20 protein-coding genes are annotated in these 21630 nt (G+C 31.5%); 12 read left to right on the top strand and 8 right to left on the bottom strand.

Annotation, left to right across the window (positions count from 1 at the left end; all coding sequences use genetic code 11):
- Positions 1 to 9: 9 nt before the first annotated feature.
- Complete coding sequence (locus tag QZZ48_RS03015; RefSeq protein ID WP_294961829.1) at positions 10 to 876, bottom strand: NAD-dependent epimerase/dehydratase family protein; 867 nt, start codon at positions 874 to 876, stop codon at positions 10 to 12.
- A 186-nt stretch (positions 877 to 1062) separates the two neighbouring features.
- Here QZZ48_RS03015 and QZZ48_RS03010 point away from each other — a divergent pair, with 186 nt between their 5' ends.
- The 5 genes from QZZ48_RS03010 (at position 1063) to lgt (ending at position 8198) form a co-directional block, all read left to right on the top strand.
- Positions 1063 to 2925, top strand: coding sequence for an LTA synthase family protein (locus QZZ48_RS03010; RefSeq protein WP_294961827.1), 1863 nt, complete (start codon positions 1063 to 1065; stop codon positions 2923 to 2925).
- An 8-nt stretch (positions 2926 to 2933) separates the two neighbouring features.
- Positions 2934 to 4643 carry an ABC transporter transmembrane domain-containing protein gene (locus QZZ48_RS03005; protein ID WP_294961825.1) on the top strand — a complete coding sequence of 570 codons (1710 nt, stop codon included), beginning with the start codon at positions 2934 to 2936 and terminating at the stop codon, positions 4641 to 4643.
- Between the two features lie 64 nt (positions 4644 to 4707).
- On the top strand, positions 4708 to 6075 hold the full coding sequence (hemN, locus tag QZZ48_RS03000; protein ID WP_294961823.1) for an oxygen-independent coproporphyrinogen III oxidase: 1368 nt from the start codon (positions 4708 to 4710) through the stop codon (positions 6073 to 6075).
- 2 nt (positions 6076 to 6077) lie between these two features.
- Entirely contained in the window at positions 6078 to 7361 is a 1284-nt protein-coding gene (locus QZZ48_RS02995; RefSeq protein ID WP_294961821.1) for a (Fe-S)-binding protein, read from the top strand.
- A complete protein-coding gene (gene lgt, locus QZZ48_RS02990; RefSeq protein ID WP_294961819.1) occupies positions 7362 to 8198 on the top strand; it encodes a prolipoprotein diacylglyceryl transferase in 837 nt (278 codons plus the stop codon).
- Here lgt and QZZ48_RS02985 read toward each other — a convergent pair.
- From QZZ48_RS02985 to QZZ48_RS02975, 3 genes are read right to left on the bottom strand one after another with little or no spacing between them, the layout of a single operon-like run.
- Positions 8195 to 8689 carry a DUF2062 domain-containing protein gene (locus tag QZZ48_RS02985; RefSeq protein ID WP_294961817.1) on the bottom strand — a complete coding sequence of 165 codons (495 nt, stop codon included), beginning with the start codon at positions 8687 to 8689 and terminating at the stop codon, positions 8195 to 8197. The genes lgt and QZZ48_RS02985 overlap by 4 nt on opposite strands.
- Positions 8690 to 8717: 28 nt before the next feature.
- Complete coding sequence (locus QZZ48_RS02980; RefSeq protein WP_294961816.1) at positions 8718 to 10049, bottom strand: sodium:alanine symporter family protein; 1332 nt, start codon at positions 10047 to 10049, stop codon at positions 8718 to 8720.
- A 35-nt stretch (positions 10050 to 10084) separates the two neighbouring features.
- Positions 10085 to 11869 carry an EAL domain-containing protein gene (locus QZZ48_RS02975; RefSeq protein WP_294961815.1) on the bottom strand — a complete coding sequence of 595 codons (1785 nt, stop codon included), beginning with the start codon at positions 11867 to 11869 and terminating at the stop codon, positions 10085 to 10087.
- A 250-nt stretch (positions 11870 to 12119) separates the two neighbouring features.
- Between QZZ48_RS02975 and QZZ48_RS02970 the strand changes: the two genes are divergently transcribed.
- Positions 12120 to 13391, top strand: a complete 1272-nt coding sequence (locus QZZ48_RS02970) for a DEAD/DEAH box helicase (RefSeq protein WP_294961814.1) — start codon at positions 12120 to 12122, stop codon at positions 13389 to 13391.
- Between the two features lie 16 nt (positions 13392 to 13407).
- Here QZZ48_RS02970 and QZZ48_RS02965 read toward each other — a convergent pair whose 3' ends face one another.
- The gene (locus QZZ48_RS02965; protein WP_294961813.1) at positions 13408 to 14031 is read right to left on the bottom strand and encodes a hypothetical protein; all 624 of its coding nucleotides are present in this window, start codon (positions 14029 to 14031) and stop codon (positions 13408 to 13410) included.
- Between the two features lie 28 nt (positions 14032 to 14059).
- On the opposite strand from QZZ48_RS02965, the gene truC reads away from it, so the two are divergent.
- Positions 14060 to 14812 (top strand): tRNA pseudouridine(65) synthase TruC, encoded by a 753-nt coding sequence (gene truC, locus QZZ48_RS02960; protein ID WP_294961811.1) that lies wholly within the window; start codon positions 14060 to 14062, stop codon positions 14810 to 14812.
- Here truC and QZZ48_RS02955 read toward each other — a convergent pair.
- Both QZZ48_RS02955 and QZZ48_RS02950 read right to left on the bottom strand, forming a co-directional pair.
- A complete protein-coding gene (locus tag QZZ48_RS02955; protein WP_294961809.1) occupies positions 14760 to 15044 on the bottom strand; it encodes a heavy-metal-associated domain-containing protein in 285 nt (94 codons plus the stop codon). The two genes, truC and QZZ48_RS02955, sit on opposite strands and share 53 nt — an antisense overlap.
- Positions 15041 to 17890: a hypothetical protein gene (locus QZZ48_RS02950; protein WP_294961808.1), complete on the bottom strand. Its 2850-nt coding sequence runs from the start codon at positions 17888 to 17890 to the stop codon at positions 15041 to 15043. Before QZZ48_RS02950 ends, QZZ48_RS02955 begins: the two co-directional genes overlap by 4 nt.
- Before the next feature lie 103 nt (positions 17891 to 17993).
- On the opposite strand from QZZ48_RS02950, the gene QZZ48_RS02945 reads away from it, so the two are divergent.
- From QZZ48_RS02945 to mnmH, 5 genes are read left to right on the top strand one after another with little or no spacing between them, the layout of a single operon-like run.
- Positions 17994 to 18437 (top strand): hypothetical protein, encoded by a 444-nt coding sequence (locus QZZ48_RS02945; RefSeq protein ID WP_294961806.1) that lies wholly within the window; start codon positions 17994 to 17996, stop codon positions 18435 to 18437.
- Between the two features lie 6 nt (positions 18438 to 18443).
- Entirely contained in the window at positions 18444 to 19322 is an 879-nt protein-coding gene (locus tag QZZ48_RS02940; protein ID WP_294961804.1) for a radical SAM protein, read from the top strand.
- Between the two features lie 49 nt (positions 19323 to 19371).
- On the top strand, positions 19372 to 20067 hold the full coding sequence (locus QZZ48_RS02935; RefSeq protein WP_294961803.1) for a hypothetical protein: 696 nt from the start codon (positions 19372 to 19374) through the stop codon (positions 20065 to 20067).
- 31 nt (positions 20068 to 20098) lie between these two features.
- Positions 20099 to 20368: a hypothetical protein gene (locus QZZ48_RS02930; RefSeq protein WP_294961801.1), complete on the top strand. Its 270-nt coding sequence runs from the start codon at positions 20099 to 20101 to the stop codon at positions 20366 to 20368.
- Entirely contained in the window at positions 20358 to 21422 is a 1065-nt protein-coding gene (mnmH, locus tag QZZ48_RS02925; RefSeq protein WP_294961800.1) for a tRNA 2-selenouridine(34) synthase MnmH, read from the top strand. Before QZZ48_RS02930 ends, mnmH begins: the two co-directional genes overlap by 11 nt.
- Here the strand turns inward: mnmH and QZZ48_RS02920 are convergent.
- The coding region (locus QZZ48_RS02920; protein WP_294961798.1) for a hypothetical protein at positions 21341 to 21630 on the bottom strand (290 nt) is incomplete at its 5' end. The genes mnmH and QZZ48_RS02920 overlap by 82 nt on opposite strands.

Raw genomic sequence — 21630 nt, 5'->3', positions numbered from 1 at the left:
CTTTAAAGTTTATTGCCAATTGTTGGCTCTTGCTTTTTCTATATACTCTTTAATAGTTCTTGTAGGTTTCCAACCGAGAGCTTCTGTCTTAGAAATCATAACATCTGCTGTCATTCTATTACCTTTTCTCTCTGGTAGCATTTGAATCTCACCATCATACATCTCAGCAATTTCTTTAATACTATATGCCTCGGGACTCCCTATTCCAAACTCATCACCATAACCATTTTCACCAACTAGAACTAAACCATCTATGATGTCATCAATGTGAGTGAAGTTTCTTTTTTGAGAGCCTGGGCTGACAATAGTCAGTGCTTCATTATTTTTCATTTTTTCTTTAAAAAGTGCTATTAAAGTTGCATATTTTCCAGTTTGAATCTCTCTATTTCCATATACATTGTAAAAATAAGTAATCGCATATGGAACATTGAACCAAGCTCCATAATTTTGTACAAGCTCTGTATTTGAAGCTTTGGTCCATGCGTAAGGAGAAGCACTTCTTCCAAGCCCTCCATCACCAAACTTTGTACTACTACCTGCATAAAGTATTTTACATCCTGCTTTACGAACGAACTCTAAAACAGCGAATATACCGTCTTTATTAAATTTCCATACTTGTTCAATATCATCAAAACTTTGTTCTACTCTTGAATACTCTCCAAGATGATATACCATGTCTGGCGTAAACGTAATAAGATTTGCAATATCAACAGTTGAACCTTCTATATAAGTAACATTAGGAAGATGATTTTTTTTTGATCCAGTGAAGTAATTATCCAAACTATATATATCATTGTTCTTATCTTCTGCCAAACGTTCGCAAAGATTACTACCTACAAATCCTGCGCCACCTGTCACTAAAATACGTTTTTTCATTATTCGCCTTAAGTAAAAGTATAGTATTTTACTAAAAAGATGATTAAAACTGTATAATTACAAATGCAAAAATATCAACATTTCAATTTTTTAATCAATTTACTCTATTCTGTTTTGAAACTTTCCATAATAGTTCTTCTTTTAATGTTTTCTTCAAGACTTTATTTATTTTTAAACTATGGAACAATGAGTAATTATTCTTATTCAGAATTATTTGATGCTTTTTTCCTTGGTTTTAGATTAGATGCTAGCATGGTAGCTTATATTAATGCCTTAGGTGTGTTACTTATGTTTATCATATGGTTTTTAAGAATAAGTTTTATTCAAAAATATTTATATTCTTTTTATAGACTATATTTCATCTTATTTCTGAGTGTACTAGCAGGTTTTACATTTACAGATTTAACATACTTTTCTTTTTTTGGTGAACATTCTACTCTAATGATTTTTGGTGTATTTGATGATGACACTGAAGCTCTAATCCGCACAGCAATAAGCAACTATAACGTTGCTCTTATTTCTTTGTTGCTTGTTGTTTTTTTTACCTTTTTATATTTTATAATTTTTAAAATTTTAAAAGTCAATAAAAAAATTGAATTAGAGATAAGTTGGTTGAAACAACTATCTGTTTTCTTATTTATTATAATTGGTGTAGCTCTTATTGGAAGAGGTTCTGTTGGGATTTTCCCACTGGCATATAGCATATCTGATGTTAGTCAAGACCCTCTTGTTAACAAATTACCACAAACTCCAGGTTTTGCAATCTTAGATTCATATACTCAATATTCTAAAAGTAAATCAGGAAACTATAATCTTATAAAAACTGTTGGTTATAAAGGCAAAATGCCAGAAGCTTTTGAGACTTACAAACATACTACAGATATAGACAGAACGAATCTTTTAAATAATTTAGTTCAAAAAACTTCTAAAAATGAAAAACTAAAAGGTAGACTTCCTCATGTTGTAGTTGTTATGGTTGAGAGTTTTGGAATGCCATTGCTAGATTACCAAAGTGATAGCTTCAACATTATGGGAAGACTTAAAAAACACTTTGAAGAAGACATTTTATTTACATCTTTTATATCAACTTCTAATGGAACAATAGTCTCACTTGAACCTACACTTTTAAATATTACTGCACGACCAAAATCAACATCATTTGCACAAAGTTCATATTTAAACACTCACTTTAAACAAGCAAGTGCAAGAGTATATAAAGACGCCGGATATGAGACAAGTTTTGTTTATGGTGGAGATCTGTTTTGGAGAAATGTGGGTAGTTTTATGTCTAGACAAGGATTTGATAATACTAGAGGTAAAGGTGCAATTGCAAAGTCTTTAAATAAAAATATTAATTCGATTTCTCATGATTGGGGTGTTTTTGATGAATATCTTTATAAGTATGTATATCAAAAGTTAGAAAATGCCACTTCACCACAGTTTATTTTTGTACTTACTACTAATAATCATCCTCCTTATACTATTCCTAAAGATTACAAATCAACTAGATTAGAAGTTTCTAAAGATTTAAAAGATCATATAACAGGCGATATAGATCTTGTGAAAAGAAGATTCAAAGATTATGCATATGCGGTTGATAGTTTAGGTGGTTTTTTAGATGAAGTTAAGGCCTCATCACTAGCTCAAAATAGTGTTATAGCCGTTACTGCTGATAATAATACAGTAGAAGGAGTGATGAGATATGACAATCATCTAACTCAAATAAAACGAATTCCTTTTTATATCTATATCCCTGATTCATTAAAACCAAAAGAACAAATTGACACAACTATTGCGTCTTCACATAAAGATATATTTCCTACTTTGTATAATTTAACACTTTATGATAAGAGTTATACAGCAATAGGAACTAATTTACTAGATAATAATATTCTGCACTGTGGTTTTAATGATGCAGGTGTTATAATGGCAAAAAATGGCGCTTTTAAAGATTCTAAAGCGACAACTGATATTGAAAAACAATGTCAAGAGTATTATAAAGCTTCATTGGCTGTAACCGAATACCTAATCAAATCACATAAAAAATAGGATAGTTTTTGAAAAAAGTTTTAAAATGTTTTTGGCCATATATAAAAGAATATAAATTACAATATCTTTTAGTTTTATTTGGAATTATATTAACTGTAGCAGCAACTACAGCTACTGCTCATATTATGAAACCATTGATGGATGATATGTTTATATCACGAAAAAAAGAGATGCTATATTTTATCCCGATTGCTTTAATAGGTATATATCTTGTAAAAGCAATTGGTCGTTACATACAGTCGGTATATATGAATTATATTGGACAACATATCATGTCAAGGTTCAGAGAAATATTGCTTTCAAAAATAATAAGTTTAGATATGAGTTTCTTATATAAAAATAGAAGTGGTGAACTTATCTCTAGAGTAGTAAATGATATAGGTCGTATAGAGTACTTTGTGTCAAATATGCTTCCAGAATTATTTCGTGAAAGTATTACAATAGTTGCACTTTTAGGATATGTTATATATTTAAATCCAATGTTGGCTTTTTATTCTCTAATCCTTGTTCCTGTAGTTATTTATCCACTTATTTTAATAGCAAGAAAATTAAAAAAATACTCACATCGTTCACAAGAAAAAAGTGCTGATGTAGTTACTCGTTTAACAGAAGTCTTTAATAATAGTGAAATTATAAAAGCGAATGCAACACAAAATCATGAGATGGATAGATTTAGTGTAGAAAACTGGAAGTTTTTTAAAATAAATATGAAATCAGTTTATGTTGGTGAAATAGTTTCTCCTATGATGGAAATCATAGGTGCTGCAGGACTTGCAATGGTTATCTTTGTAGGTGGTAAAGAAGTATACGATAATAATATGACAGTAGGTGAGTTTACAGCATTTTTAACTGCTGTCGGACTAGTTTTTCAACCTATCCGTCGTATTAGTTCAATCTATCGAAGAATACAAGACGCTGTAGCTGCCAGTGAGAGAGTTTTTGAAATTTTGGATACAGACAATCAAATCATAGACGGTCCAGAACTTTTAACAAATGATATTAAAGAAATAAAATTTAAAAATGTAGTCTTGAAATATGATGACACATGTGCATTAAATGATGTAAGTATAGATATTAAACAAGGCGAAAATATTGCTCTTGTTGGTGATAGTGGTGGTGGAAAATCTACATTTATCAATATGTTGCTTCGTTTTTATGATCCAAATAGTGGAGAGATTTTAGTAAACGGTAAAGATATAAAAAACTATTCTCAGGATTCTTTAAAGCACCACATTTCACTTGTAAGTCAGAGAATATATATATTTCAAGATTCATTAGCAGCAAATGTTGCTTATGGTCAAAAAATAGATGTAAAAAGAGTAGAAGAATCACTTAAGTTAGCAGATGCTTCTCTGTTTGTTTCATCACTTGACAATGGAATAGATACCATGATGGAAGAATTTGGAGCTAACCTTTCCGGAGGCCAGAGACAAAGAGTTGCTATTGCAAGAGCAATATATAAACACTCTTCACTTTTGCTATTTGATGAAGCTACCTCTGCACTTGACAATGAAAGTGAAAAAAGAATTCAGCTTGCTTTAGACGAGTACACAAAAGATAAGATTACTATTACAATAGCGCATAGATTAAGCACGATTGAACATGCTGATAAGATTTTAGTTGTTCAAAAAGGTAAAATAGTCGCATCTGGAAACCATGCTGAACTTTTAGAGAACTCAGAAGTTTATCAAAGATTAGCTGGAGAGTTTGATAAATAAATTAATAGGTTTATTAGTATTTTTTAGAGATAATCGCGGTAATTAAACTATAAATGGATTTTTTATGCTGGATTACTCAAAATTTTTAAAATACTCTAAACCAGGTCCTCGTTATACAAGTTACCCCACTGCACTAGAATTTAGTGATTCTTATGGATACGATGAATATATTCAGAAAATGCAAGCTCAAGACTCTTCACGCCCAATAAGTCTTTACTTTCACCTTCCTTTTTGTAGAAATGCATGTTACTTCTGTGGTTGTAATGTTGTATTTACTTCTAAAGAAGACAAGATGCTTCGCTATATGGATTATCTAAAAAGAGAGTTAAGCATTCTTTCTAAGCATTTAGATTGTAATCGTGAAGTTCTTCAGATGCACTTTGGTGGTGGAACTCCAACATTCTTCAGTGCTCCACAACTTAAAGAAATAATCGCAGAGATTAAATCATACTTTCCAAACTTTCGCGCAGATGCAGAGATTAGCTGTGAGATAGATCCACGTCATATAGATGAAGATCAGATGCGTGTAATGAGTGAAGCTGGATTTAACCGTGTGAGTTTTGGTCTTCAGGATTTTAACGAAAAAGTTCAAGCTGCTGTACATAGAATTCAACCATATGCTATTTCAAAAGATGCAATGGATTTGGCTAGAAAATATAATATGATCTCAGTAAATGTAGATTTGATTTATGGACTTCCATATCAAACACTAGAAACATTTAAAGAAACACTTGCACTTTCTCTTACTCTTAATCCTGACAGATTTGCTGTATTTAATTATGCTCATGTCCCTTGGCTTAAGAAGACTATGAGAAAGATAGATGAGACAACTCTTCCTCTTCCTGATGAAAAACTTCAAATCATGCAATACACTATAGATTTCTTAACTTCTCATGGTTATAGAATGATTGGTATGGATCACTTCGCAAAACCTGAAGATGATCTATTTAAAGCTATTGATAAAGGTGAATTGCATAGAAACTTCCAAGGTTACACTACAAAAGGTGGAGCTGACTTAATTGGAGTAGGGCTTACTTCTATCGGTGAAGGAGTAGACTCATATAACCAAAACTTTAAAGTAATGGGTGATTATGAAGAAGCTATAGATGCAGGCAAACTTCCATTTGAGAGAGGTATTGTTCTCAATGAAGATGATCAGATTAGACAATATGTAATAATGGAATTAATGAGTAACTTTAAACTTGACATTAGAAGATTTGAGAAACTTTTCAATATAGAATTTAAAACATATTTTGCAGATGCAATCGAAGCACTTAAACCTTTTGCAGATGATGATCTCTTAACAATGGATGAAGAGCATATTGAGTGTAGCCATACTGGAACTCTTCTTATTCGTAATATAGCAATGCCTTTTGATGCATATATGAAAAAACATGCAGCAAATTCTAAGACATTTTCAAAAACGGTATAAAAATGAGCAAAACGCCTCAAGATATTTTTGATTATGCCAATATCACTGATGATTGTATAAAGTGTGGAAAGTGTATCCCTATTTGTACAATACATAATGTAAATGCCGATGAGGTTACTTCTCCTCGTGGTTTTTTAGACCTTCTTGGGGCATATCAAAGAGGAAAATTAGACTTAGATGAAAATGTAAAAGATATATTTGAGAGCTGTTTTTTATGTACAAACTGTGTGGATGTTTGTCCAAAATCACTTCCTACGGATATGGTAATAGAACAAGTTCGCTCAGACATAGCACAAAAGTTTGGAATAGCTTGGTATAAAAAAGCTTTTTTCCTACTGCTTCGTCATCGTTGGATAAATGATTTAGCTTTTAAACTCGGTTGGGTATTTCAAACCTGTGGTTTTAAAATAAAAGCAGATATAGACTCGATGAACTCTAGATTTTCTATTCCAATGTTAAAAGCTGACAGACTTCTGCCTAGTCTTAAAAAAACATCTTTTTTAAATTCACATCCTGAGAATATCTCAAATGGTGGCAAAAGAAAAGTTGCTATTTTTATAGGATGTCTTGGTAACTACAACTATAAAGATGTAGGAGAAGGCCTTTTAGAAATATTAACTCATTTAGAAATAGATGCTTTCCTTGCCAAAGATCAAAAGTGTTGTTCTGCTCCTGCATATTTTACAGGTGACTTTAATACTGTTGATTATAATGCAAAGTTTAATATTGAGTACTTTGAGAGTTTTGGTAGTGATGTAGAAGCTATTATAGTTCCAGAAGCTACATGTTCTGCAATGCTTAAGATTGACTATGAACACTATTTTCATGACCAACCAGAATGGAAAGCAAGAGCGGTTGCTATTAAAGACAAAATCTTTATGGCAACTGAGTGGCTTCAGCATCATACGCATCTAGAAGAATTACTAAAGACAAAGAAAAAAGATACAAAGATTGTAACATATCACGATCCTTGCCATGCTAGAAAGATGCAAGGTATTCATGCTGAACCTAGAAATCTAATTAGTAAAAATTATAATATTGTAGAGATGAGTGATCCTAATGTTTGTTGTGGATTTGGTGGTGTGACTATGCAGAGTGAAAAGTATCATTTCGCAAAAGCTGCTGGTGTTCCAAAAGCTGCAATGATTAGAAAAACTAAAGCTGATGTTGTTAGTGCTGAGTGTAGTGCTTGTAGAATGCAAATAAATGCTTCTATGAGTTATGCAGAGGTTGAGACAGTATTTAAAAACCCAATAGAGCTTATAGCTGAGGCATTGAGAAAATAGATGACAGCTTGGAATCATATATACGATACATTTGACCCTGTAGCTTTTAATATAATTTCTTTCCCTGTTCATTGGTATGGAATTATGTATGTCTTAGCTCTTGTAAGTGCTTTATATATTGCTAAGTACTTTATAAAAAGAGATAACTTAGATTTTACAAATAAAGAGATGGATAATTATTTTATCTATGTAGAGATAGGTGTTATTTTAGGTGCAAGATTAGGTTATGTACTATTTTACGATACCGAGACTCTATACTATTTATCTCATCCATGGCAGATATTTAACCCATTTCAAAATGGTGAGTTTGTCGGCATTAGAGGAATGAGTTATCACGGAGCTATTTTTGGCTTTTTGATAAGTACTTATATATACTCTAAAAAACATAAAGTTGCTTTTGGAAACATTATGGACCTTGTTGCTATTAGTGTTCCTCTTGCCTTTGTATTTGGTCGTATTGGTAACTTTTTAAATCAAGAGCTCATAGGTAGAGAAACAGATGTTAGTTGGGGTATATTAGTTGATGGTATCCTTCGTCATCCTTCTCAACTTTATGAAGCATTTTTAGAAGGAGTTGGTGTTTTTATTGTTGTTTATGCTTACAGAAAATACCAACGATTTAGTGGAGAACTTATCTTAGTTTACGCTATTAGTTATGGCATCTTTAGAGCAATTGCTGAGATGTATCGTGCTCCAGATGTTCAGATTGGTTATATATGTTGTGATATGATAACTCAGGGTCAAGTTATGAGTTTAGGTATGAGTCTATTTTCAATGATTGCTTGGGTTTATTATGAAAGAAAGTCTAAAATAAAAGGTCTTAAGAAAAACTCTTAAGACTTTCTATCTTTACGATGAAGTTTTTTATCTCGCTCAACTGAGCCTCTCCAAAAATGATTTACCAACCAGTATCCACCCAAAGCTCCAACTACAGAATAAAATAGTGTTCCTGTGTACAAGTCTATAAAAATATCATCAATGTTATGGCTAAACCATTCTAGAGTCATCTCAACTGCTAAAGGTTCACTTCCTAAAAAGAAAGAACCTGTGAGATATTCCATATAGTACATAGGTGGCATTGTAAATGGATTACTTAACCAACACATTGCAAGACCAATAGGTACATTAAACTTAACAAAAGGCATCATTGCGAGTACAAGAAGCATTTGCATAGGCATTGGGATAAAAGCTATAAAGATACCTATAAAAACGGCCTTAGACACCATCTTTCTATTTGTAGATAGATATTCAGGTGGAACCTTATATTTTTTTATAAATTCTTTTAATTTTTCACTTTTACTTATTTTTTTTAAATTTTTTCTGACCATTAATACTACTTATATTTAATTGGGTAAATTATATCTTGTTTAAATTAAAATATCTATCAGTCTCAGCTACAACGACTTTAGATAAGATAAGTAATGCTATTAAGTTTGGCACAGCCATAAGTCCATTTGCTACGTCTGAGAAGTTCCAAACAAATTTTAACTCCATCATTGCACCAACAAGAACAAAACTTACAAATACTACTCTATATAATTTAATTGATTTTTCACCAAAAATATATTCAAAAGCTCTCTCACCATAATATGACCAGCCCAGAATAGTAGAATATGCAAATAATACAGTAGCAATTACGATGATGATAGCACCTGCATCTCCTAAGAAATACTCAAAACTTCTTAGTGTCAACTCTCCGGCACTTCCTCCAGTAGTCCAAACTGGGGCCATTAAAATAATAACAGCAGTCATAGTACAAACTACCAGTGTATCGATAAAAGTTTGTGTCATTGATACAAGAGCTTGTTTTACAGGATCATTGGTCTTTGCAGCTGCAGCTGCGATAGGTGCAGAACCTAAACCTGATTCATTTGAGAAAACACCTCTAGCAATACCATAACGAATAGCAGATGCAACGGCAGCACCTAAGAAACCACCTCCGGCAGCTATTGGGTTAATAGCATGATAAAATATAAGACCAAATGCATCTCCAACTTTATCAAAATTCATAACTATTATGATTAAAGCAGTTGAAATATAAACAATTATCATAAATGGAATTAGAATAGATGCAGTCTTACCAATAGACTTAATCCCTCCAAGAATAACAAAAGAGGTTACAGTTAATAAGACTATACCACTTATCCAAGGCTCTATAGAAAATTGAGAAGAAAGAACATTTGCTACAGCATTTGACTGAGTCATATTCCCGATACCAAAAGATGCTAATACAGTAAATAGAGCAAATGCATATCCAAGTTTTGGCATATTTGCACCATGAGTTAGGTAGTACATTGGTCCACCCTTAAAGCCATTTTCTCCTTCTTCTCTGTATTTAACAGCTAAGATAGCTTCTGAGTATTTAGTTGCCATTCCAACAAAACCAGTAACCCACATCCAAAAAACAGCTCCAGGACCACCAAAAGAGATAGCAGTTGCCACTCCGACAATATTTCCTATTCCAACAGTCGCCGCTAGTGCAGTCATAAGTGCTTGAAAGTGAGAGATATCACCTTTAGCTTCTTTTTCATCTTTAAAGATAAGTTTAATAGCATGGCCTAAAGCCCAAAACTGTAAACCTTTTAACCTAATAGTTAAGAATAGACCTGTTCCTACTAGCAGTGTTAACATTGGAACACCCCATACTAATGAAGAAATATCTGAAATAATTTGATTTAGGGATTCCATATACTGCCTTTGCTAAAATTTATGTTGATATTTACTTAGTGTTCTATAGTCTCACTTGGCTCACCAAAGTAATAACCTTGAGCGTAGTCAACTTCAAGTTCAACAACTTTATCAAAAATATTTTTGGAGTAAACAAACTCCGCTACTGTTTGTATATTCATTTTTTTGGCAAAATCAACTATTGTTTTAGTTATTAGTTGAGAGTCAGGATTTACATCTATGTTTTTAATCATTGATCCATCTATCTTAATATAGTCAACTTTTAGCTTCATAAGATATTCAAAATTTGAGTATCCAGTTCCAAAATCATCAATTGAAACCTTTGCTCCATACTCTTTTGCTTTTTCTATAAACTCTAAAACTTCATCAAAGTTTTCTATTCCCTCTGATTCTATAATTTCAAAAACAACTTTTTTACCCATTCCACTAACTTCTAGTTTATTAAGTATAAAATTATAGATTTCTCTATTTAAAATATCTTCAACAGAAATATTTATAGACACAAGATATGGTGAATCTTTGAATTTTTCAAAAGTTTTCTCAATCATAATCTTAGTCAATAGATGATAAAACTTATTCTTTTTTGCAAGTTCTAAAAAGTGTATAGGTGCTATATATTTTCCATCATTATCAATGATTCTCATAAGCGCTTCATACTTAACAATTTTTTGAGTTTTAGTATCGACAATAGGCTGAAATAGTGGAACTATTCTATCTTCATCTATCGCTGCTTTTAAGCGTTTTTTCCAGTTAAAGTTTTTCTCATAGACTTTTGCCATAGCCATTGAATCATCATAAATTAAATAATATTTTTTTGTTTTCTTTGCCACTACAAGGGCTGTATCTGCATTTACTAAAAGCATCTCACTTCCATAAGCCATACCTATAGTAGCACTCAAGTTTACTTCACTTCTATCATCTATTTTAAAACTTTCTTGTAAAATCTTTTCACTAAGTAATGAAGCAAAGGTAATAAATTCTTTGATGTCTACTCCATTAGTACAAAGGTAAGCAAACTCATCTGCATGAAGTCTATATAAAGATCCATTTTTTGGTATTGTACTTTGTAAAAAGTTAGCAAATTCTTTGAGTAGATTGTCTCCTGCCTCATCACCGTATAAATCATTTATCTCTTGAAAAGAGTCAATATTAACTATCATTAAAAAAGAATTGTTTCTTAATTCAAGCATCTCTGTTAATTTTCTTCTATTTTTTAAACCAGTTAAGTTATCATAATAAAATTGATGTTCTATAGAGTCTAGCATTGAGTTGAAAACTTCTTTAATAGAATCAATTTCTTCTATATTGTCATTGATGTTAACACGAGTTGTCATATCGTTTGAATTAGTAATATTCTTGATAACACTAGAAAAATTTCGTATAGGTTTAATAAGGTATTTGTTTAGTTTTGTAAATAATACTAAAAATATAACTAATGAAAACACTACTATAAAAAGTATAAAAAAGTTTACCATTTCATTTAAAGAGACTTTTAAATCATTTACAGGGTAAGAAATTTCTATTACACCCAAAACATTTTGTACCTTTGCATTTGTATGGCAAGATAAACAGTCATCCGTAGCTAGAACAGGATAATAATAATTTATATAATTTGAATTTGAAATTATTAAAGATTCCTCTCCTTGCATCGCTTTGTTTACTGGTTGTATAGAAGCTCTAGCTTTTTTATCTTTTTCTATATCTCCATAAAGTTGGGCAACAAGAGTACTTCTATAAGCATTAACTTTTAAGTTTTGGTCAGTCTTGTTAAGTCTAGTTATAATTTCATTAATATCATTTTTACTCCAACCTTTTTGCATAGCAGAGTATAGTGCTTCAAAGATTAGAATACTAGTCTTTTTAGCATCTATGTGAGCCAGAGTAGCAATGGCATTTTTTTTGACAAACCAAATAGTCCTTAGAATGTATAATTGTTAGTAACAGAATAATACTATAATAGAATTAAATATTCAATGTAGTTAGTTACAAAAGGGATTTTTTTAATAATACCACTCATTCTATTAATAATATGCTAAAATTCGACTTATATTATAAGAAGGTTGTTTATTTATGTCATTTGAAAAACTAGGGCTTATCAAGCCATTGCTTGGAGCTATTAAAGAGTTAGGTTATGAACATCCAACACTTATACAAAAAAGGGCTATTCCTTTAGTTTTGGCAAAGAGCGATGTATTCGCTACTGCTCAAACAGGAACAGGTAAAACAGCAGCTTTTGCTCTTCCAATTTTACAAAAACTCAGAAACACTACGGCAGATGAAAACAGAGCTATTAGAGCTGTGATTCTTTCGCCAACACGTGAACTTTCTATACAAATACATGAAGATGTAAAAAACTACTCAAAACATATGCGTATTACAAGTGCTATTTTGGTTGGTGGAAAAGATATAGAAGCTCAACAACGTATGCTTAAAACTGGTATTGATCTTGTTATAGCAACACCAGGAAGATTTATGGAGCTTATGGACAAGGGCCTTGATATTAAAAATATTGAATTTTTTGTAGTTGATGAAGCAGATAGAATGCTTGATATGGGTTTCTCAAAAGAGATAAGAAGAATTCATTTACAACTTCCAAAAAGACATCAAACTCTACTTTTCTCAGCAACATATAGCGACAAGGTTAGAAAGCTTTCAAAGCAGATCCTTACTAAACCCGCTTTTATAGAAACAGCTAAGAAAAACACTACGGTTGATACAATCAACCAAGTTGCATATATGGTTGATACGGATAGAAAAGCTGAGCTTTTAGCTTATCTTATTGGTTCAAGAAATTTCCCTCAAGTTTTAGTTTTTACTAAAACGAAGGTAAGCGCAGATGCTCTATTTATAGAGCTTCAAAAAGATGGTCTTAAGTGTGGAATAATTCATGGAGATAAGACTCAAGCAAACAGACTCAAAACTCTTACTCAGTTTAAAGAGGGACATACTAGAGTTCTTGTTGCGACTGACATAGCTTCTCGTGGTTTAGATATCGAAGAACTTCCTTATGTAATTAACTATGAACTTCCTTCTATCCCTGAAGATTATGTTCATAGAGTTGGAAGAACTGGTCGTGCTGGTAAAAATGGTGAAGCTATTTCACTTTTAGATATATATGATAAGTATGATATAAAAGATGTTGAGAGACTAATAGGGCAAAAAATACCACAAAAAGTAGTAGAAGGTTTTGAACCTGATCCGACTATTAGAAGAAAAGATCAAGATGAACTAAAACTAAAGAGTGAGCATAAAAAAGTTGAACAAAAGCATGTTCGAAAGAAAGCTTTTGTAAAACCAGTTTCAAAGAAGAAAAGAAAAACTACAAAGAGAGATACTAAATAATAGCAACTCTCTACTACTATTCATCATCAAATAGATGATGATATAGTAATCCATAAGTGATATAAACCATAGGTATACTCCATATAAGACCAATACCAAAAGGTAGAGCACTTACAAGAATACTAATCCCACTAAGCAGAGATAATCCAAAGAACTTAAACCACTGTTTAGTGACTGTTTTTCTAGATAGCTCCATAGCCTCCCAAACATTAAGTCCCTTGTCTACTATAAGTTGATATACAAAAGCATATGAAACAGCAAAGTAGATTCCAGGTATGATTAAAAGAACAAAACCAATTGAAATAATAACTGTCATAGCTACATAAGCGAGCATGATAGGCATAATCATTCCAAAATACTCAAAGATAGATGGGATACTTAACTCTTCTTCTCGTGAGTGTTTTACTCCTAGAATCATTATTCCGATTAGTATTGGAAGGGTAAAAAGCATCTCTACAGTAGAAGAGGCATAAATACTAATAAGTTCTTCACTGTATGGAAAAATAAACTCCACAAGAGAGTTGACAAATAAAGCGATAATAGCATATATAATAACTGAACCTGCAAAAGTCATTTTAACGCCATCACTACGGCGAAAGCCCTCTTTTAAGACACCTATTATGGAGAAATCATAAGTCATTTCAAGCCTTTTTCGGTATTATACCAACATGTTTGAAAATTATGAATTAGAAATTTTATATCAAGATGATTATATAGTCTGTATCAACAAACCTAGTGGACTTTTAGTTCATAAATCTATGATAGATAGACACGAAATATATTTTGCAATGAAGATGCTACGCGACCAAATAGGGCAGTGGGTATATCCTGTTCACAGGCTTGATAAACCAACTTCTGGTGTTCTATTATTTGCTTTAGATAAAGAGACCGCTAAGTTAATGTCAGAGCAGTTTAAAGAGCACACAACTAAAAAAACATATATATGTGTAGTGCGTGGTTATACACAAGATTCTGCAATTATAAATCATGCATTAAAAGAGAAACTAGACAAGATTGCAGATAAAGATGCAAGTAAAGAAAAAGAAGCTCAAGAAGCGATAACAGAATATGAAAAACTCGACTCAGTAGAACTTGACTTTGCAGTTGGTAGATATGATAAAACTAGATACTCTTTAGTAAAAGTAAAACCACAAACTGGTAGAAAACATCAGATACGAAGACATATGAAACATATCTCGCATCACATCTTAGGTGATACGAAATATGGACGAGGAGAACACAATATATTTGTACGAGAGAAGTTTGACTGTCATAGACTACTACTTCACGCACTTTCTTTAGAATTTAAACATCCATATACTCATAAAACTATGATTGTAGATGCAAAGATGGATGAAACTTTTAACTCTATTCTTGGCTCATTTTTCCCACAGCACACGAAACAAAGCTCTTTGCTTTAAGTCCTGTTGATGTAAAAGCTCCAAGTTCTTCATCATCCATAGGATAACCTAAGCCTCTCATTTTTTTACGAAATAATTTTTCGTGCTCATCATCTTTAATCTCTAGAGTTACTACTCTCGGGCTTTGTTCTAAGTCTACTTCTACTTCACCAAAATCTTTTACTAGAGCTTGTGTAACTGTATTAGCACAACCACCGCACTTTATATTTAGTGCTTTAAAACTTTTCTTCATTTTTTATCCTTTATTAGATTTTTTGGATGTTTAACTTTTCCATTATATATTATACTACAGCCTTGGGGCATAATAATGTTTGAGGTTTGATTCATAATAGAAAATCCCCCAGAAACTATATCAGAAGTAATTGAAACTTTTTCATTATTTCTAAAAATATTCTTAGCTCCAAAAGAAGCTATATCATCAATAAGCTCTGTTGAAAAGTCTATAGCTTTTTTTCCTGTTGTGAAAATAGATTCTGGAACTCTTTGAACTATATCAACAAGAGTTGAGGTAGTTTGTGTTGTTTGAGGATTTTTAATATTTCCTTTTAATGCTTGTGTGATTATTGCACACCCATTTTTATCTACTATGCTAATATCAAGAGAGTTAATATTTCCATTATCTTTTATATTTCCTAAGGCTGCAAGTAGAAACTTTTGTGTTCTTAGTGCTACATCATCAAGTTTTATTATTTTGTTTTTTAGGGAGATATCAAATTCTAGCTGTTGTATTTCTGTTTTGTTGTTGTTTTTAGCATAAAAACTAGAGATTAGAGATTCTGACATATTTATAATATTAAGACCCATCGCATCATTAAAAGTAGATATTTCTTCATCTATATTAACACCATTTAAAATAGCTGAACTAAGTGATATGTCTGTTTTAGCTGTTTGTGTTTTGATATTGTAATTTGCAGTTCCATTTAAAATACCACGATCTAAAATATCACCTTGAGCAACTAAGAAAGCCACTTTTTTAGCATCTACATCTTTTATGTTTATATTGAGATTGCTCTTGTTTAACTCAGCTTTTAACTCTCCGCCTAAAGAGTTGCTAATAATATTTAAAGTATTTGTATAGTTCGCACTTATCTTTAGAGGTCCATGAAAATTATTTGCCATGATAACTCTATATAGATAAAGTTCATTTATGTCTATTAAAAAGTTACTTTTTATTTGCTCTTTTTCATAAGAAAATGAATTTACAATTATCTTATCCTTATTGTGAGTAAACGAGCCTTTTGATTTGTATGGAGGTTCTAATTCTACTTTAGCAGCAAAGTTTAATGCTAAAGTATCTTTATTATAGTGCATCAAAAAAGTATCTTTTAAAGTAAGTAGTTTTGGTGTATAGTGCCCATTTAGATTTACCGAGACATAAGCATCTATGTCTTCGAGTTTCATATCTCTTCTAAGCTCTTCACTTTTTATTTTAAAGTCTATATCGTCAAACTTCCCTTCTGCTTGAATATCAACAAGTCCAAAAAGAGTCTTTGGTTTTTTAAGTGCAGATGCAAGCTTATGCATATCTATGCCGTGCGTATAAAATTTAAAATTATCATCTTCAAGTTTAAAATTTGTTTTGGAATCAAAACTTGAACTATAAGCATTAAGCAGTAGATGTTCTTTGTAACTTGCTTTACCACTCACTTTAAAAGAGTCTTGTTCTAAAGGTACAAAAGCTTTAAAATTTGACTCTAATAGTTTTGACTTAAAAGTGTAAGAACCTTCAGAGTTCGCACTTATATTATGTTCTTTCATCGTAGCATCTGTCTTAAGGGAGAACTTAATCTTGTCAAAATCACCACTTGCATCTAGATCCACTAAACCTTTTGCATAAGGCTTTAAAGATGCAAACTCTAAAAGTTCTTTTATATCCGCATTTTTAAGGCTTAAGTTATATTTATCATCTTCTAGATGCAACTGTGTTTGAGCTTTAAAGTCACTACTTCTAGCGTTTAGTTTTAAGATATCTTTGAAATTAATATCTCCATCAAATGTAAAAAGTTTTTTCATAAAAGACGCACTTAGTTTATAAGTAGTGTTTAACTCTTTATCTCTGTATTTCAGCTCTGCTAGACTAAGTTTAATATCTTTTACTCTTTGTTTATCATACTCAATCCAAGGAGAACTAAGTAATAAGTCTGCATCTAGACTCTTTGTATTTAGTTTTGCATCTAGGTCTAAGTAGCCACGTGCAAGAGGTTTTTGCCCAATTGCTTTTAAAACCTTAGATAGATGCAAGGCTTTAGTCTTTAAGTAAAGCATGCCATTTTTATAGCTTGCATCTAAGTCTCCTCCAAGCGAAGCTGTATGAAGTGAAGTTTGCATAGTTTTAGTGTCTATTTTAAGTGAGTCAATATCAAGACTCACATCTTTAAAAGTTATATTTGTGGACGCTGAGATATTTCTATCTTTATAGATGCCATCTGCATCTAAACTCATTTTATAAAAATCAGGAAGTTTAAAAAAAGAGAGAAGTTTAAAGTTCTCTTTTTCTAAACTAAGTTTTATGTCGATATTTTTTATCTGTGTTTGAGAGATATCTAGAAATTTTGTTCGTAAGTTTATAGAAGTGTTTGCACCTGTATATAGTTCTAAATCAAAGTCAACAAGTGCATCTGCTTTAACTTCTTTGGAATTTTGTTCTTGAAGAGTTTTTAGGTTTAGAGATGTGGCATCTACTCCAACATACCAGTTCTTTTTTAACTCTTTAACTATAACCTTTGCATTAGCACCATATAAAAAAACTTCACCATCTACTTCTAAGGCATCAGCATAAGTGATATTTGCACTTGCCTTGCCATAACCTTTTAGTGGATGGTAAGTTTTAAAGGCATTTATATCTCCACTGTAGTAAGCTTTAATTTTTAGAGGATATAAGTCTTGTAGAGTTGCAGTGATAGTATTGTTTGACTCAGAAATATAAGCTTGAACCTTTAGTTCAGAGATGCTAATCGATGTAACTTTAACTTTTTGCTCAAGGAGTTTTGAAGTGTAGTCCTCTAAAAAATATGTTGAGATTGGTTTAAATAGAAAAATAATAACTATAAATAAAAGTGCATAAAAATACTTTATCACTATAGTCTTCCTTATTTTTTAAACATTTTACTACATTGCAACTTGTCAATGTTTAATTTATACTCTTTATGTATAATCCCTTTAAATTTTCACAGGAGTAACCATGGAAGCAATCTATCCATATGCACATATAATCCACCTTATCTTAGCAATCATCTTTATCGGCTACGTATTTACTGATATAGCTGTTATCTCAACACTAAAAAATAAGTTTGATAAAGATACACAACAAAAGATTAACAAGACTCTTGGACAAAGAAGTTTTAAAATCTTTCCACTTTCACTTTTGTTTTTAGTTTTAACAGGCGGCATGATGATGTCTAAGTACATCAATTCAACTGCTGGTTTCTTTGAAACTGATTTGCAAAAGATTTTAGTATTTAAAATTGCTCTAGTTCTTATCATCGTTGCAGGTGTTTTATCAAACCTATATGTAAGATATACAAAGGGTAAAAAGAGTAACTTTATGGAGTTTCACTTTCATAAACTTGTAATTGTTCTAGGACTTTTAATTGTTATAGCAGCTAAGTGGATGTTCATAGCTTAAGTTCAAATGATAGAGTATTCATACCCGCTTTATAGACCACCAGCAGAAGCTGACAATATTATCATACAAGCTACCTACGGGTGTAGCTATAACAACTGTACTTTTTGTTCTATGTACAAAACAAAGAGCTTTGAAGTAAGAGCTATAGAAGATGTCTTTAATGATGTAGAAACTCTTGCTCACTCGTATCCAGACGCCAGAAAAGTATTTTTGGCTGATGGAGATGCTCTTGCACTTGATACTGAGTATCTTTTAAAACTACTAAAACATTTAAAACAATCATTTGTAAAACTTAGACGTGTTTCACTATATGCATCTGCACAAAATATACTTAATAAATCAACTCAAGACTTACAACTACTTAGAGAAAATGGACTGAATTTAATTTACTACGGAGTAGAGACGGGCAGTGATATAGTTTTAAAGAAGATAACAAAGGGTGTAAACCAAAGCGAGATTATCGAGTCGTTAAATAAAGCCTCAGATGCAGGACTTAAGATATCGGCAACAGTTATACTTGGAATGGGCGGAACAAAGTACTCAGATGAGCATATAATAGAGAGTTCAAAAATCATCAATGCTACAAGGATAAACTATCTATCAACTCTGCAACTCGGGCTTGAAGAAGATGCCAAAGAGAAGTTTTACAAACACTTTAAAGATTTTGAGATGCTAGGTGATATAGAGTTACTTCAAGAACAAAAAAAGTTTATACAACTTCTAAACCCAACTAATAAAATTATCTTTCGCTCAAACCATGCATCTAATGCCTTGCATCTAGCAGGGAATCTACCAAGAGAAAAAGAGAGACTTATTCAAGAACTAGACAATGCTCTAAGTGTTGGTGAAATGGCTTTTATACCTTCTATGTTTCGTGGGTTTTGATTAAATAATCTATTTGTGATATAGTCTTGTTATGTGAGGTGAAACAACTATGTCAAAAAAGCAAAACTTAATAAAACCATCGAATAAAGAACCTGTAAAAGATTTATTAACTGATATATCTGAAATGAGTTTAGATGAAATACTTAGTACCATGTCTAATCAACAGGAATTACTAGAAAATATACCAATTATAAAGTGGCTTTTCATTGGTGATAAAATTCGTTCAAATATTATGTCTGCTCACTTCATTAAAAAATATGCATATTTTATTGGACAAATAACAAAAAATCTAGAAGATATAGATAATGATTTATTGTCAGAAATTGATGATGAAAAAACTTCTCAGCAAATAGTTGATTACACGATTATCTATTTAGACCGCTATCACAATGAATTTAAAGCTAAACTTCTTGGTGAATTATTTATACAAACCTTTAAAAAATTTCATTTTTCATCTAAAGAATATAACTCCTTAATGTTTAGTATTGAGCAAATTCATCCAGTTGACGGTATTGATAAACTTGAAGAGTTTTATGATTATGCCAAACGTATGGAAGGTGAAATAAATGAAGATAAAAAAAGAAGTATTTGGCAAGAAGGAGCAAAACTTGAATATCAGTCTTTAGCAACAACAGGATTACTGATATTACCAGTAGGAGATAGTGGTATTGGTAATTATGGAGGTGCTAAGTTAAGCGATATAGGTAAACGTTTTTATGAATTAGTTGTACTTAATTGTAATTAGTGAATTAATATAAAGATGGAAAGGTCTTTTCATGAATATAAAATCTAAAAACAACAAAACTTTCCTTTACGGAGTTTCTATCTTGGTACTTGTAATGTCTTTGATAGCTATATATGGATACTATGAAAAAAATAGAAAAGTACAGCTATATAAAGATTTCAGAGCAAATAAGAAACTTATGTGCGGTGATGTACTTGTTCAAAGAAACAGAGGTTGGGTTATCAAAAATAATAGATTTTTTAGTAATGGCAAGACTATGAAAACCATAGTGTTTTGCAAAAGTGTACATAGTGTTAAGTAGTGATTTTAAGTCTGTTGTTTTAAACTCTACGCCACTTATAGATGTTCGTGCTCCTATTGAGTTTGAAAAAGGCTCCTTTCCTCATGCTGTGAATATTCCACTTATAGATGATAAACAAAGAAATGAAATAGGCATTTGTTACAAAAAATATGGTAATAAAGAAGCTGTGAAACTTGGACATAAACTTGTTAGCGGTGATTTAAAAGATGAGCGTATTAAAGCATGGTCAGATTTTATAAAACAAAATTCAGATGCAAAGCTTTTTTGTTTTAGAGGCGGTCAACGTTCAAAGATATCACAAGAGTGGCTAAGGCAAGCAGGAGATGATATAACAAGATTTAAAGGTGGTTATAAAGCCTTTAGAAACTATCTTATAGATGCGACAGAAGACTCCGTAAATCACTTTAAACCAGTTATTATTGGTGGATATACTGGTTCTGGAAAAACTATCTTACTAAAAAAACTAAAAAACTCCATAGACCTTGAGGGTTTGGCAAATCATAGAGGTTCTTCTTTTGGGAAAAAAACAACACCACAACCTTCTCAGATAAACTTTGAAAATGATATGGCTTATGATCTTATACAAAAACTTGACAAAGGCTTCAAATATTTAGTTTTTGAAGATGAAGGTAATCGTGTGGGAAGTGTGTTTATTCCAAAATATTTTGCAGATTATCTTAGCAAGGCTCCTCTTATAATACTTCAAACTCCAATAGAGCAAAGAGTAGAGATAACATTTGATGAGTATGTGATTGAGGCTCAAAAAATGTACGATAATACTGAGTTATGGAAAGAAGAAATACTAGGTGCAATTCATAGAATACAGAGACGACTAGGTAACCAAAAACATAATGAACTTTGCGAAACATTTGAAAATGCTTGTGTAGAGCAGATGCAAAGTGGCTCACTAGAAGCTCATAAAGAGTGGATAGAAACACTTTTAAGTGAGTACTACGACCCAATGTATGATTATCAGATTAAAAAACGATCTGAGCAAGTAGAGTTTAGTGGTTCAAGTGAAGAGATACTTGAATATTTATCAAATAGAGTATAGTGTTTTTGAGAGCTTGATATCATCTCTTGATGTTCATCTTGCATCTCTCCTATATAGTTAAATATTTTTATACCTACTATTTCATCTACTCTCTCTAACTTATTTTCTCTCGCCAATTCTAAAATCAAGTGCAATTTTTTGAAAGTAAGTTGAAAGATAGGATTAATCGATAATCTGCTAATCTTATTCGACCAAAAACAAAGAAGTA

Origin of the sequence: Sulfurimonas sp. (genome assembly GCF_016744025.1) — a bacterium.
Lineage (GTDB): Bacteria > Campylobacterota > Campylobacteria > Campylobacterales > Sulfurimonadaceae > Sulfurimonas.
Note: the sequence above shows the minus strand (reverse complement) of the source record. Positions and strands in the feature narration are given on the sequence as shown.

Excerpts from the sequence above, each read along its gene's own strand:
- hemN (WP_294961823.1), top strand. The coding sequence starts at position 4,708 with ATGCTGGATTACTCAAAATTTTTAAAATACTCTAAACCAGGTCCTCGT.
- QZZ48_RS02970 (WP_294961814.1), top strand. The coding sequence starts at position 12,120 with ATGTCATTTGAAAAACTAGGGCTTATCAAGCCATTGCTTGGAGCTATT.
- QZZ48_RS02940 (WP_294961804.1), top strand. The coding sequence starts at position 18,444 with ATGATAGAGTATTCATACCCGCTTTATAGACCACCAGCAGAAGCTGAC.
- QZZ48_RS03010 (WP_294961827.1), top strand. The coding sequence starts at position 1,063 with ATGAGTAATTATTCTTATTCAGAATTATTTGATGCTTTTTTCCTTGGT.
- truC (WP_294961811.1), top strand. The coding sequence starts at position 14,060 with ATGTTTGAAAATTATGAATTAGAAATTTTATATCAAGATGATTATATA.
- QZZ48_RS02930 (WP_294961801.1), top strand. The coding sequence starts at position 20,099 with ATGAATATAAAATCTAAAAACAACAAAACTTTCCTTTACGGAGTTTCT.
- QZZ48_RS02965 (WP_294961813.1), bottom strand. The coding sequence starts at position 14,031 with ATGACTTATGATTTCTCCATAATAGGTGTCTTAAAAGAGGGCTTTCGC.
- QZZ48_RS02935 (WP_294961803.1), top strand. The coding sequence starts at position 19,372 with ATGTCAAAAAAGCAAAACTTAATAAAACCATCGAATAAAGAACCTGTA.
- QZZ48_RS02985 (WP_294961817.1), bottom strand. The coding sequence starts at position 8,689 with ATGGTCAGAAAAAATTTAAAAAAAATAAGTAAAAGTGAAAAATTAAAA.
- QZZ48_RS02955 (WP_294961809.1), bottom strand. The coding sequence starts at position 15,044 with ATGAAGAAAAGTTTTAAAGCACTAAATATAAAGTGCGGTGGTTGTGCT.
- QZZ48_RS02995 (WP_294961821.1), top strand. The coding sequence starts at position 6,078 with ATGAGCAAAACGCCTCAAGATATTTTTGATTATGCCAATATCACTGAT.
- QZZ48_RS03015 (WP_294961829.1), bottom strand. The coding sequence starts at position 876 with ATGAAAAAACGTATTTTAGTGACAGGTGGCGCAGGATTTGTAGGTAGT.
- QZZ48_RS02975 (WP_294961815.1), bottom strand. The coding sequence starts at position 11,869 with ATGCAAAAAGGTTGGAGTAAAAATGATATTAATGAAATTATAACTAGA.
- lgt (WP_294961819.1), top strand. The coding sequence starts at position 7,362 with ATGACAGCTTGGAATCATATATACGATACATTTGACCCTGTAGCTTTT.
- QZZ48_RS02945 (WP_294961806.1), top strand. The coding sequence starts at position 17,994 with ATGGAAGCAATCTATCCATATGCACATATAATCCACCTTATCTTAGCA.
- QZZ48_RS02980 (WP_294961816.1), bottom strand. The coding sequence starts at position 10,049 with ATGGAATCCCTAAATCAAATTATTTCAGATATTTCTTCATTAGTATGG.